The 12519-nt window shown below is 74.2% G+C and carries 10 protein-coding genes; 7 read left to right on the top strand and 3 right to left on the bottom strand.

Translation table 11 applies throughout. The features are described 5' to 3' along the window. The 3 genes from ACZ6W9_RS28970 (at position 1) to ACZ6W9_RS28960 (ending at position 3725) form a co-directional block, all read left to right on the top strand. Entirely contained in the window at positions 1 to 1536 is a 1536-nt protein-coding gene (locus ACZ6W9_RS28970; protein WP_389959715.1) for a WXG100 family type VII secretion target, read from the top strand. A gap of 200 nt (positions 1537 to 1736) precedes the next feature. Next, positions 1737 to 2921: a hypothetical protein gene (locus ACZ6W9_RS28965; RefSeq protein WP_470120569.1), complete on the top strand. Its 1185-nt coding sequence runs from the start codon at positions 1737 to 1739 to the stop codon at positions 2919 to 2921. A gap of 36 nt (positions 2922 to 2957) precedes the next feature. Further along, positions 2958 to 3725, top strand: a complete 768-nt coding sequence (locus ACZ6W9_RS28960) for a hypothetical protein (protein WP_389959720.1) — start codon at positions 2958 to 2960, stop codon at positions 3723 to 3725. 102 nt (positions 3726 to 3827) lie between these two features. Here the strand turns inward: ACZ6W9_RS28960 and eccB are convergent, their stop codons facing one another. Continuing rightward, complete coding sequence (gene eccB / locus ACZ6W9_RS28955) at positions 3828 to 5276, bottom strand: type VII secretion protein EccB (RefSeq protein ID WP_470120567.1); 1449 nt, start codon at positions 5274 to 5276, stop codon at positions 3828 to 3830. A 206-nt stretch (positions 5277 to 5482) separates the two neighbouring features. On the opposite strand from eccB, the gene ACZ6W9_RS28950 reads away from it, so the two are divergent. Genes ACZ6W9_RS28950 through ACZ6W9_RS28940 form a run of 3 tightly spaced genes read left to right on the top strand, consistent with a single transcriptional unit; the run spans position 5483 to position 7360 of the window. After that, positions 5483 to 5809, top strand: coding sequence for a hypothetical protein (locus ACZ6W9_RS28950; RefSeq protein ID WP_389959725.1), 327 nt, complete (start codon positions 5483 to 5485; stop codon positions 5807 to 5809). Positions 5810 to 5822: 13 nt separating this feature from the next. Then, entirely contained in the window at positions 5823 to 6941 is a 1119-nt protein-coding gene (locus ACZ6W9_RS28945) for a WXG100 family type VII secretion target (protein WP_470120564.1), read from the top strand. After that, a complete protein-coding gene (locus ACZ6W9_RS28940; RefSeq protein WP_362939116.1) occupies positions 6938 to 7360 on the top strand; it encodes a YbaB/EbfC family nucleoid-associated protein in 423 nt (140 codons plus the stop codon). Before ACZ6W9_RS28945 ends, ACZ6W9_RS28940 begins: the two co-directional genes overlap by 4 nt. A 217-nt stretch (positions 7361 to 7577) precedes the next feature. Here ACZ6W9_RS28940 and ACZ6W9_RS28935 read toward each other — a convergent pair whose 3' ends face one another. Both ACZ6W9_RS28935 and mycP read right to left on the bottom strand, forming a co-directional pair. Next, positions 7578 to 9872, bottom strand: coding sequence for a serine/threonine protein kinase (locus ACZ6W9_RS28935; RefSeq protein ID WP_470120562.1), 2295 nt, complete (start codon positions 9870 to 9872; stop codon positions 7578 to 7580). A gap of 101 nt (positions 9873 to 9973) precedes the next feature. After that, complete coding sequence (mycP, locus tag ACZ6W9_RS28930) at positions 9974 to 11137, bottom strand: type VII secretion-associated serine protease mycosin (RefSeq protein ID WP_389959733.1); 1164 nt, start codon at positions 11135 to 11137, stop codon at positions 9974 to 9976. 326 nt (positions 11138 to 11463) lie between these two features. Between mycP and ACZ6W9_RS28925 the strand changes: the two genes are divergently transcribed. After that, the gene (locus ACZ6W9_RS28925; protein ID WP_389959734.1) at positions 11464 to 12468 is read left to right on the top strand and encodes a methionine synthase; all 1005 of its coding nucleotides are present in this window, start codon (positions 11464 to 11466) and stop codon (positions 12466 to 12468) included. Positions 12469 to 12519 lie beyond the last annotated feature (51 nt).

The following is a 12519-nucleotide window of genomic DNA, read 5'->3' as shown; positions in this document are numbered from 1 at the left end:
GTGGGAAGCGAAACCAAGGTTCTGCTGATCCGGTCCTATAGCGCGGTTCCGGACGCGGGGACGGTCTCCGCAGGCAAGAGCGAGATCCAGAGGCTGCTGAACGACACCTCCGCGACCGCCGTCAACGACGCGGGGTTCGCCTACGGGAAGGCCGCCGGCACCATCGACACCGTCTGCGGCGCCCTGCAGCGCAACGCGGCCGAGCTGTCGCGGGTGTGGGGCGGGGACGCGGCCAAGGAGGTGCAGAAGGCGCTGCAGATGCTGCACGCCACCGGCGCCGAGCTGTCCTCGAAGATGAACCAGATGTCCACCACCCTGCGGCTCTACGGCGGCGAGTACCTCCCCCAGGCCATCGCGAAGATCGAGAAGATCCCCGACCCGAAGCTGCCGACCCCCACCCCGGGTCCCTCCCCGAGTCCCGGGGGGACGCCCCGCGCGACCTCGTCGCCGTCGCCGACCGCCACCCCCACCCCGACGACCACGCCCGCTCCCGGCACGACTCCCTCCGGGGAGACGATCCTGACGCCGGAGGAGGCCGACCGGGCGGCGCGCGAGGTGCTGAAGGAGCTCAACGAGAAGATCGTCGACCTCTACACCTCGTACGTCCCCCCGCACGTGTCGTACGAGCTGCCGGTCGTGGAACTGCCGGGCGGGCCCGGCGACTACCGGACCACCCGCTACTCGGACGGCTCGCCGAACAACGGATCGATCTTCTCCGGGAACGGCTCGGGCGGCGGGTACGACCCGAGCGGTTCCTCGTGGCCCGGGGGGTCCGGCGGTTCGGGTTCCTCCGGTTCGGGTTCCGGTTCCCACGGTTCCGGCGGCTCGGGCTCTGACGCCTCGGGTTCGGGCGGCAACGGAGGGAACGGCGGCAACGGGACGAACGGCGGCGGCTCCGGTTCCGGCGGTTCGGGCACGGACGGCTCCGGTGGCGCCGGCACGGACGGTTCCGGCTCCCACGCGCCCGGCGACACGGGGACGAACGCCCCGGGTGCGAACGACCCGGGCGGGAACGGCGCCGGCGCGAACGGGCCCGGGGCGAACGGCACCGGCCGGGACGGCGACGGCACCGTGCCGTCCGTGATCGGCGGGGAGAACGGCTCCCGGTACGACCGCACCACCGAGATGGCGAACTTCAACCCGCAGACGCCCCCGAACACCGTCTCGCCGTACAACTCGTTCGGGCACCCCAACCCGGTGATCGGCAACACCGTGACCCCGAACCCGAACGTGACCGCCTTCCCCAACGTCACGACCAACGTCCCGCCGATCCTCGGCGGCCCCGGCACCGGAAACGGCCCGGGGAGCGGGTTCGGCCCCGGGAACGGCTCCGGCTGGGGCTCGAACCCGAACGGAGTGACCTCCGCCGTGCTGTCCCGGGGCACGACGGGTGGCCCCGGGATGATCCCGCCCTTCATGGGCGGCGGCGCCGGAGCCGAGGGGGAGCAGGAGGAGCGGAGCTCCGGCATCCCCATCTCGGAGGTCGACGACGTCTGGGGCTCCGCCGAAGGCGGGGGGCCCTCGCTGCTCTGCTGAGGCGTCGCCGTCCGCCGTGATCCGGCCCTGGAGACCACCGCCCTGACGGCGGCCGCGGACGCCGCCGGAGCCCGTCTGGCGGCGCAGGCGGGCAGCGGGCCGTACGGCGGGCACCGAAGATCCGACGCGGGTAGGGTGATCGCTTACCCGGAGGTTCCGGGGAGACCATCCGGAAAGCCGCACGGAAGAGGACGGTGGTCATGGCCGATAACGGTGAGAAGGCCGCGCGCGGCGGCGCCCCCCGGGAGGTCGGCTTCACCGAGGGCAAGGTGAAGGAGCTGGGCGGCTCCATGGGGCAGCACGTCCAGCCTCTCAAGGACCTCTCCACCCGGACCAAGGGCTTCACCTTCGACTGGCCCGGCTGCGGCGTGCTGGGCATCGGCATCGACAGCGCCCACTCGCAGGCGTGCAACGAGGGCGCGACGGCGCTCGACGCCGCCGCGGCGACGCTGGAGTCGTGGCAGCACTCCCTGGCCGAATCGGACAAGTTCTACAAGGACGCCGACGAGCACAGCAAGATCAAGGACCCCGGCGGGGGCGGCAAGGACAAGGACCCCGGCCCGGGATCCCCCTCCGGCCGGCCCGACATCGAATCCCTGCTGAACGGCTCGCCCTCCGGTGGCTCTCCCACCGGCCCCGGGTCGATGGGGCCGGGCGGCGGACTGCCGGGCGGCGGGCTGCCCGCGCCGCACCTGAACGGCGGGCTGCCGGGCCCCGGCTCCGGTGTTCCCGGTCTGGACGGCGTCCCGCCCGGAACGGATCCGTCGAAGGCCGGCCCCGGCGCCCCCGGGACGAACATGCCCGGCGCCGACCTTCCCCGTCCGCACATCCCCGACCCGAACACGACCGTCCCGAACGTGCCCGTCCCGAACACGTCTACTCCGAACGTGCCCACGCCGAACGTGCCGGACCTCAACGGCGCGCTCCCCGGCCGCGACCAGGTCGACCCCTCCCGCTACACCCCGAACACCACGCATCTGGCGGGCTACGACCCGAACGACCTGCTCGCCCAGCAGGCCCGGCAGGCCCAGCAGCTCCAGAACGCGGTGCCGCCGAACTGGCCGGGCGACCCGGGAGGGCAGGGCCAGCCCCCCGGCAACTCCCAGGAGAACCAGAACAACCAGGGGAACCAGGGCAACCAGAACCGCGGCAGCCAGGGCGGCGGTTACGGCGGGAGTTCCCTGTCGCAGGCGGTGCGTCCCAGCGTGACCGGAGCGCCCGGCGCACCGGGCATGGGCGGCATGCCGATGATGCCTCCCATGGGAGGCGGCGCACCCGGCGGCAAGGACGAGGAGAGGGAGCCCTCGGGGCTGCTGCGCGGGAGCGAGCAGGACTGGGAGGACGACATGGACATCGCCCCCTCGGTCATCAGTCACGAGGCGTGACGGTGAGAGTCGGCAGGGCGGAAGAAGGAGCGCCTCGTGGCGTATGAGAACGACGTCCGGTTGTTCACGGCGTCCGTGGCGGCGACGGTCGTCGCCGCCGGGCTGATCAGGAGCAAGCAGGCGCTGGCCGTCCCCGTCGCGCTCGGCCTCCTGGTCTCCAACCCCGGCAGCATGAAGAAGGCCGCCGAGGGCTGGCGCGACCAGGGCAAGGAGGGCTCGCCGGAGAACCTCGACCGGATCGTGGCCGACATCAAGAACCTGAAGAAACAGGTCAAGGAGAACAAGCACTGGGAGGGCGAGGCCGCGGAGACCTTCAACACCGCCGCGGACTCCTTCCTCGCGGCGCTGGACGACAACAAGAGGTACCGCCACGCCGCGGGCGAGTGCGCCGACCAGACCGGGAACGCCTACCACGCCGCGGCCGTGTTCGCCGGCAACGTCGCCGCGGTGATGCTCGGGCTCGGGGTGGCCTTCCAGGCCGCCAGGCTCCTCCCCCCGGTCCTGATGGCGACCGTGCAGTTCGCGATCCTCCAGATCGTCGGCAAGATCAACGCCGTGGTCAACGCCGTGGTCAAGCGGAAGATGGTGCTCGCGACCGCCGCCGCCTCCATCTTCGCCGCGGTCAACTCTCTGCAGAGCAGCCACCGGGCGCTGTTCTTCGGCATGAAGACCGCTCCCGGCCAGGCCCCGGACTTCACCCAGGCGGGCCTGCAGTACCAGAAGGGGCTCGGCCTCACCCCGAAGCCGGGACAGGGGAGCCCGCCCGGCGGCACGCCCCCGCTGCCGACCGGCGCCGAGGTCTGACCGCCCTCCGGGTCCCCCTTGCCGCCGCCCGCCCCGGGCGTCCCGGTCCGGAGGACCGCGACGCCCGGAAGCACGTTCGGAAGGCCGGGGCGGACGCCGTGCTCACTGCTGCGGCGGGGCCGTCACCGGCGGGGCGGCCTGGATCGGGTTCCTGGCCGCCTCCGGGTCGAGCGCAGGCCCCTCGGGGATGAGGTGCAGCAGGTGGGCCGGCAGCGGCGCGATGTTCTGCTGGCCGTACCCGAGGTTGGGCAGCAGGTCGGCGGACGGGATCGCGTGCCGGCGTCCCTGGTCGCCGATGAGGTAGAGCGGCCCGACGGCGTCCAGCCTCCCCTCCCCGGGCAGGACGCCCACCAGGGCGGCCGAGCCGGGGGTGAGCAGCACCTGGTCGGCCAGCTCCTGGTTGAACCAGCCCTTCGGCGGCTGCGGGATGGGCTTGGCGGCGCCCGTCGTCAGCACCGCCCGGGTCGATCCCTTCTCGGTGCCGGAGTAGACGGCGCAGAGCGGGGTCGAGCCGGACACCGTGGTGATCTTGGGCATGGCCGAGGGCAGGTCGGAGGTGCCGAGATCGGTGGCGGACGCCTTCGTCGCGTTCACCGTCGCGGCGTCCAGCTCGATCGGCCGGGCGGACGCGCCGCGGTACGCCTTCTGCTTGATGACCGGGCTCTGCAGCAGCAGGGCGGCCTGCGCCGGGGTGAGGGACGCCAGGCCGTCGGGGAGCAGGACGTACCAGCGGACGGTCATGCCGGCCACCGGCGGCACCGTGAACACCGTGCCGGCCCGGTAGCGCTTCCCGTCCGGCCCGGCCACGGCGCGGCCGAGGCCGGGGATGTCCGGGCCGCGGAAGGCGGGCCCCTCGGGCAGCGCGTTGAGCCAGGCCGCCGGGACCTGCCGGGGCCGCCCGGGGGTCATCGTCCGCACCGCCTCTGCCGGGACCCGCATCCGCCGGTTCGACCAGAGCATCCAGGCCTGGCCGCCCTCCTCCACGACCACGGCCGAACCCTGTTCGATCGGGGCGCCGCCGACGTCGATGCCGCCGAGCAGCGTGGTGTACGGCCTGCGCTCGTTGCCGGTGTCCACGCCGTCGGCCACGCACGCCGTCCAGGGGCCGCGGACCAGGCGGTCGGGGGCGGGCAGCGACTTGGGGGCGCCGACGATGCCGACCATCGCGTCGCGCCGGAACTTCGCGAGCGAGGCCGCGCTGACCGCGCGGACCTTCACCTGCTGCTCGCCGAGCAGCAGCCGGGCGGAGGTCACGTTGTCGACCGGGATCAGCTTCTCCTTGGGGGCGCTGTAGACGAAGACCGCGCCCGACTCCTCCTCCACGAGCACCGTCCCGGGGGCGGTGAGCGCGGTCGCGCTGCCGGGTCGGAGCAGCCCCAGGATGCCGAAGATCGCCGCCACGACCACCGCGACCAGCGCGGAGCCGAACATGGCCACGTTGTGCCGGCGCGTGGGCGTCTCCGGCAGGTCCGGCTCGCCCTGGAGCAGGGCCATGCTCAGGCGCTGGGTCATCAGCTTGTACGCCTGGTAGAGATCACGACGGGTCTGCATTCCACCTCCGCGTCGCGGTGTGACGGTAGCCGACAGCATAGAAGCGCGATCAGGTGCACGGCATCACCGGCGGGGCCGGTGAACGCCCTGTGGCCCCGGGGTTTCGGAGTGCCTAAAGCCTCCTGAACAGGCCGTCGTGACCTCCGGAAGGGCGCGGGGCGGGTGGTAGAGATGTCCCGGAACGGCGTTGATCACGGGGAGGGGTCATGGGGCAGGAGATACACGTCACGTCGGCGGCGATCCGGAGCGTCCGCACCGAGATCCGCGACGACCTGATCCCCGAGATCAGGGAGATGCGGGACATGGTGCACAGCACCGACCTGCGGGACACCGGCCCGGAGGCCCTCCGTCCCTTCGGCTGGGGCGCGGGCGGCGAGGTGGTCGTCGGGATCCGCTACCGGGACATCCGGCGGGACGTCGTCCAGAAGTTCGACGAGGCACTGGAGGTGCTGGACACGTGGCTGGAACTGCTGGAGCGGGCCGAGCGGAACTGGTGGACCGCCGAGTCGCACAGCGTCGTCGTCTACCGGTGACGGGGCCCGCGAGATGAACGACATCCCACCGTCGGCGCGCGCCGCGGGCGTCCCTCCGCTGCCGCCGGGCTGGCAGCCGGCCACACCGCAGCCGACGACTTGGACGCCGCCCCCGCAGCCGCCGGCCTGGCCGCCGCCGCAGCCCTCCCACGCGACCTGGACGCCGCAGCAGCCGCAGCGGTCACGGCCGCCCCAGGCGTCCGGCGGGGGTGCCCACCGGTGGCCGTCCGGGGGCGGGCGGCACCGGGCCCCGTCGCCCTACCGGCCGTCCCCCGGCGTGGCCGCGAAGAACGCCAAGACCGTGATGACCGACGCCTCCAAGATCATCAGTAGCCTGCAGAAGGGGTCGCGGCTGGCGCCCACCCTGTACGCGGGTGTGGTGATCGCGGCGACCGCGGTGGCCAACGTGCCCGGGATGGCCGACGTCTACAACAACTGGGAGTCCCTGCACTCACGGCTGGACACCGCCGTCAAGAGTTACTCGGCGGCCCTGCTCACCACGGGCTCCCAGGGCTGGATCGCGGACGACCGCGACGCGTACGAGGACGCCGTGCGGCACTTCCAGGAGGGCCTGGAGAGCATGCGCGGCTACATCAAGACCATCGCGGGCATCGTCGACGAGATCGGCGACGCCTACCGCGCCTACTGGGTGGCGATCGCCCGGCTGGCCGCGACGTTCCTGCTCCTCGCGACGATCGCCGCCGCCATGCTCCTGACGCCCTGGGCGGGGTCGGCGGCCCTCAACCTCCGGATGCTCGGCACCCTGGCCACCCAGATCATCGGCGTCTCCACAGGAGCGCTGTGGAAGCTCGTCGAGGTGGTGGCCAGCGGCTTCGCGGTCTACTTCGGCGGCAAGGCCATCTTCCAGATGTACAACCTCGAACCCACCGGCGCGGCGCGGATCGACTTCACCCAGGCCGAGATCAGGATCGGCGACCTGCCGTCCTTCCAGAAGCCGCCGTCCCCCGGGAACACGCCCCAGCCCCCGCCGTCGGCCGGGAAGACGCCCGGAGGCGCGCCCGGGAACGCGCCCCAGCCCCCGCCACCGGCCGGGAACGTGCCCGGCCTCCCGCCGAGTGCGGGCTTCCAGTGGCTTTCCCCCAGGCAAGAGACTCCGGAGCCGGCCAGATGACGAGATTCGACCCCGAGAACCCGCGCGTGGAGAGCCCGGAGGACCTCGACGAGGTCGTACGGCACAGCGAGCGGGTGATGGCCGGGCTGGCGGAGGCCCAGCGGGAGCTCGCGGCCGTGACGGGCGAGGGGACCGCCGCCGACGGCATGGTCCGCGCGGAGGTGGACGGCGCCGGCCGGATCCGGCGGATCGCCTTCGACGCGCGTGCGGCGCGGATGGGTACCGCGGAGCTGGCCGAGGCGGCGACGGAGGCGGTACGGGCGGCGCAGGAGGAGGCGGCGCGCCGCAACGACGAGCTGCTCAGGGCGGCGACGGGCGGCGCGCCGGTCGCCCTGGACATGGAGCGCGCCCGCCGGGAGTTCGAGGCGATCGGCGCGGACCTGGCGCGCACCCTGCGCGACCTGACGGAGAAGTGGTGACCCCGGCCCCACCGTGACCCCGGCCCCACCGTGACCCCGGCCCCGCCGTGACCCCGGCCCCGGAACCGGCGGGTCGCCTCTCCGTCCGCCTCCGGAACCGGCGAGGCCCGCCTCCCCTCCACCGAACCGTGGTGGAGGGGAGGCGGGCCTCTTCATGCCCGGGGCCGGGAGGTCCGCCGTGACCGCCGGGAGCCGGCGGTCACGGCGTCCGCGGGTGTCAGCCGCAGTTGGCCCAGCCGGAGCTCGTGTCACCGGTGGAGGAGCCGCCGCTGACGCGGACGCACTTCCCCTTGCCGGACAGGATCACCGGCCCGGCGTAGAACTCGTAGCTGCCCCGGTCGGTCTTGCTCTCGCCGTTCTGGACCTCCAGGGTCGCCCAGACCGGGCTGGCGACGCCCACGTTGGCGGTCTTCATCGTGACCGCGCAGTTGAGGCCGTTGGAGGAGTTGTAGAGCTGGTAGGCGGTCCCACCGGCGAACGGGACCGACCGCTGCACGTAGAAGCCCGCCCCGCAGACCTTCTCGGGGGAGTACGGGTTCGTACGGGTCGGCGGCGTCGGCCTCTCCGGGGCGCTCGTCGACGGCCGGCTCGTCGGGGCCGGCGGGATCACCGTCGGCACCGCCGTACGGGTCGGCTTCGGCGACCACGTCGGTTTGGGCGGCTGTGTCGGCTCCACCGTACGGGTCGGCTTCGGCGACGAGGTGGGCCTGGGCGACCAGGTCCTGGTGGGCTTCGGCTCCGCCGTGCGCGTCGGCCTCGGCGACCAGGTCGGCCTCGGCGTGTGCGTCGGCCTGGGCGCCCGCGTGGCGGTCGCCGTGGGCACCGGCGTGGGGATCCACGTCGGGCTCACGCTCGGCTGGGGCGTCGTCGGGGCCGTGGGCACCGGGGTGGCGGGTCCGCTCGGCTGGGGCGTCTCCGGAGCCGTGGGCGCCGGGGAACCCCCGTCGGTCGGCTGGGGCGTCGCGGGACCGCTCGGCGGCGGCGTGGGGGCCGGTGTCGGGTCGACCTCCGGCTTGTTGTGGTTCCTCCCTCTGCCGTGGCCGTTGCCGTTCCCATTGCCGTCGGTGGGCTGTGCCGTCGGCTGGGCCGGGGCCGTCGGCTGTGCCGTGGGCTGGGCCGGGGCCGTGGGCACCGGCACGGGCGGCGCGGTGGGATAGGCCGTGATCGAAGGGATCGGCGGGGGGAGCGGGGTCTCCGTGGCCAGCTTCATCGGCGAGACGTCCGGGACCTGGGGATCGACCGTGGCGTTCCACGGCACGGTCACCTTGGCCGTCGGCTGGTCGCCGATCCCGCCCTGGTCGCCGTACCCGCCGGTGTCGCCGCCGCCGTCACCCTGACCCTGGTCCTGGCTCTGGCCCTGGCCGTTTCCCTGCGCGACCCTGGACAGGCCGGAGTGGCCGTCGCCGCCCTGGGCCGCGACCTGTTCCGTGCTGCCGAGCGAGGTGTACTGCCCGGCAGCCCAGATCCCGGCGCCGGACAGCAGGACGGCCCCGCCCACGCAGGCGGCCAGCGCCACGGAGAGCTTGCCGTTCCTGGGCCGCTTCTCGGGCTCGGGGGCCAGCTGCATCACGACGGGCCCCTGCGGGTCCGGCGGAGGCGGGTCGCTGGGGAGCGGCGGCGCGCCCCAGCCGGAGGGGACCGCCGGCTGCGGGAGGGTGGCCTCAGGGCGGCCCGGTACGGGGGCCTGCGGCGCCTCGGGCAGCCAGTCGTCCCCGGTGATCTGGGGCACCTGCTGCTCGCCGAGCAGGCGGAGCATGGCGGCCTTGGTGTCCGGCCGCTCCTGGGGGCGCTTGCTCAGGCAGACGGCGAGGAGGCCGGCCAGGTCGGCGGGCAGGCCGACCAGGTTGGCCGGGCCGTTCATGAGCCTGTCCAGCTGTCCGCCGAACGGGGAACGTCCGGTGGCCGCGTACAGGACGGTGGCGGCCCAGGAGAAGACGTCGGCCGGCCTGCCGGGGACGGCGCCGGTCCCCGGGGTGAGCTCGGCCTGGATGTGCTCGGGGGCGCGGTAGTCGGGCTCGGGGCCGATGACGCCGAGGCCGATGTCGCAGACGAGCGGCCCGTCGGGGCCGAGGAGCACGGTGTCGGGGCTGAGGCCCCCGTGGGTCATGCCGGAGAGGTGGACGGCGGTCAGCGCGGTGAGGGTGGCGACGGCGAGCCGCTCCAGCGCGTCGCCGGTCAGGGGACCGTCGGCGGTCACGGCCTCGCGCAGCGAGCGTCCTTCGATGTGCTCGCGCACGACATAGGGGGTGTCGCCGTCCCAGCCGACCTCGATCAGCTTCGCGGTGTGCGCGCCGGAGACCCGCCTGACGGCCTCCAGGCCGTCGGTGATCTGCGCTCGCGCGCCGGGGTCGATCCCGGGCCGCGGAGGCAGGATCCGGATCGCGCGCAGGGTGTCCTCGTCCGGCAGGTGACCCAGATGAACGGGGGGCTGAAGGCGGCCGAGACGGCCGACGAGAACGTATGGACCTATACGCTCTGGATCTTCAGCCAGTAATGGGTTTAAATCGCCCATTTCACTCCTTCTGGCTCAACTTGCCATCAAAACCGCTGATTGGCGGTCTAGTACTATCGAACCAAACGTGCGTCACGAAATTCACATAATTCACATCTCTTTCACGCCCCGTTCTCCAGCGCCCCCGCCCGCCACCTCCGGCGGCGCCCCGCCGGGATCGCGACGCCGGCCACGACGACCACGCCCGCCGCGGCGAACGAGCCGAGCGCGACCCACCCGGCGATCGACATGCTCCGGACGTCCTTCACCGGCGCCGGCCGTATCGCGCCGGGCGGCAACGGGACGGGCGGCGGCGGCGCGAGCGCGACGGCCTCCGAGGGCAGCACGGCCGTGACGGCCAGCAGCGGGTTGACCATCCCGGCGCCGACGCCCGCCCCGGTGCCGCCGTCGGCGGTCATCGCGATGCGCCGTACCGTCGCCTCGGCGCTCAGCTCCGGGTGGTACGCGCGGACCAGCGCCGCCACCCCCGCCACGTACGGCGCGGCGAAGCTGGTGCCCCGCAGGTCCTCCCGGTAGGTGACCCACGGCCAGGTGCTCGTGATCCCCTCGCCGGGGGCCAGGACGGAGACCGGGGAACCGGTGTTGGAGAAGTCGGTACGGCGCCCGTCGGGGCCCGCCGCGCCGACCGACAGCACGCCGGGGTAGGAGGCCGGGTAGGCCGGTGTGGAGTCGTTGTTCTCGGAGTTGCCCGCCGCGGCCACGATCACCGCCCCCTTGGCCTGGGCGTAGGTGACCGCGGTGCGAAGGTCGGGCTGGTCGCTCGCCCGGACCGACACGTTGATCACGTCGGCGCCGAGGTCGGCGGCCCGCGCGATGGCCCGGGCCAGGTTGCCCACCTCGCCCTCGTCGCCGTCCGTGTGCTTGACGGAGATCAGCCTGACCTGCGGCGCGACCCCGGAGAACGGGGACTCCTTCCGCTGCCGCCCGGCGACGATGCCCGCCACCGCCGTGCCGTGGCCGTCGCAGTCGCGCGTCCCGGTGCCGGTGACGTCGTACACGGCGGCCCCGGCGAGCTGGGGATGCGTGGTGTCCAGCCCGCTGTCGACGACCGCGACGGTGATCCCGGCGCCCTTGGTCAGCCGCCACACGTCCCGCAGGCTGAGCCGCCGCTGGCCCCAGGGCTCGGCGATGCTCTTCGTGCCGGGCTTCGGCGCGCACTGCCTGGGCTCGGCCGCCCGCGCGGCGGGCGGCCTCTCGGGTGCCGGGACCGCCCGCGCCGCTGCGGGCGGCCCCAGGGCCGCCGCGGCCGCCGCCAGCAGCGACACGACGGCTAGTGTCCGGCTGATCACCATGTGTCCCCCCGGGCTGGGTGAATACCGGGCGAAACACTACTCAACCCGATCAAGGGGCGTCATGCCGACGCCCGAATCCCCGGTCGTGTCCCGGGGAGCGCCCCGGGACACGACCGGGCGGCCCGGGGAGGTGGCCGGGCGGCCGGTGGACCGTCGCGGGCCGGCCCGTTCTCGCGCGGCGGCACCGCCGGGCGGTCGGGGGACGCCACCGGGCCGCCCTAAGCTGCTGTCGTGCGAGGACGGGCCGCCGGACGCGACGGCGGCCGTCCGGTTCGCGGAGGAACGCGGCGAGGAGCGGCATGAGCGAGTATCCGTGGGGCGAGGCGACCGCCACCGGGGTCGGATCCCACCCGGGGGAGGAGCACGAGGAGGCGATCAGGGTCGTCTTCGGGGAACTGCCCGCCCTGCCCTACCTCCCGGAGCTGCCCGCGCGCGGAGTCGGCGCCGACATGGTCGGCAGGACCGCCTCGCTGCTGGTGGAGCTGCCGGTGGAGGTGCAGCCGTCCGGGTGGCGGTTCACCGACCGGCCGGGACGCGACCTGAGACGGGCCCGTGACCACCTGCGGCGCGACCTCGACGCGCTGGAGGAGGCGGCGCAGGGGTACGAGGGCCCGCTGAAGATCCAGGCGGCCGGGCCGTGGACGATGGCCGGGGCGATCGAGCTGCGGCACGGCGACAAGACGCTCGCCGACCCCGGCGCGGTGCGCGACCTGACCGCCTCCCTCGCCGAGGGGCTCGCCGCCCACCTCGCCGACGTGCGGCGCAGGGTGCCCGGGGCCACGGAGATCGTCCTGCAGCTCGACGAGCCGGGGCTGCCGGGCGTCCTGGCCGGCACGGTGCCGACCGCCTCGGGCTTCGGGCGGCTGCCGGCCGTCGACGCCCAGGTCGCCGCCGAACGGCTGGGCGCGGTGCTGCCCGCCGGGGCGTTCCCGGTCGTGCACTGCTGCGCCCCGGACGTTCCCCTCAGGCTCCTCCGTACGGCGGGCGCCCGGGGGATCTCGCTGGACGCCGCCCTGCTGCGGCGGCGTGACGAGGACGCGATCGGTGAGGCGATCGAGGCCGGGACGGCCCTGTTCCTCGGCGTGGTGCCCGGGACCGACGCCCCGCTGCCCGACGTGGGGGTGGTCGCCCGGCCCGCCGTCGAGCTCTGGCGCCGCCTCGGCTTCCCCGCCGCGACGCTCGCCTCGCAGGTCGTCCTGACCCCCTCCTGCGGGCTGGCCGGGGCCTCGCCCGCCTACGCCAGGGCCGCCCTGGCGAAGGTGCGCGGCGCGGCGCTGGTGCTGCGGGAGGATCCCGGCGAGTGACCCGTCCGGACCGTCCTTTCCGGGGGCCGAGGCGGTCCCCGCATTGTCGGT

Source organism: Streptosporangium sp. NPDC053982 (assembly GCF_055585205.1).
The sequence above is the reverse complement of the archived record's forward strand: the minus strand, read 5'-3'. Positions and strand labels throughout refer to the sequence as shown.

Coding starts and splice junctions, on each gene's coding strand:
- ACZ6W9_RS28965 (WP_470120569.1), top strand. CDS start 1,737: ATGGCCGATAACGGTGAGAAGGCCGCGCGCGGCGGCGCCCCCCGGGAG.
- eccB (WP_470120567.1), bottom strand. CDS start 5,276: ATGCAGACCCGTCGTGATCTCTACCAGGCGTACAAGCTGATGACCCAG.
- ACZ6W9_RS28950 (WP_389959725.1), top strand. CDS start 5,483: ATGGGGCAGGAGATACACGTCACGTCGGCGGCGATCCGGAGCGTCCGC.
- ACZ6W9_RS28945 (WP_470120564.1), top strand. CDS start 5,823: ATGAACGACATCCCACCGTCGGCGCGCGCCGCGGGCGTCCCTCCGCTG.
- ACZ6W9_RS28940 (WP_362939116.1), top strand. CDS start 6,938: ATGACGAGATTCGACCCCGAGAACCCGCGCGTGGAGAGCCCGGAGGAC.
- ACZ6W9_RS28935 (WP_470120562.1), bottom strand. CDS start 9,872: ATGGGCGATTTAAACCCATTACTGGCTGAAGATCCAGAGCGTATAGGT.
- ACZ6W9_RS28925 (WP_389959734.1), top strand. CDS start 11,464: ATGAGCGAGTATCCGTGGGGCGAGGCGACCGCCACCGGGGTCGGATCC.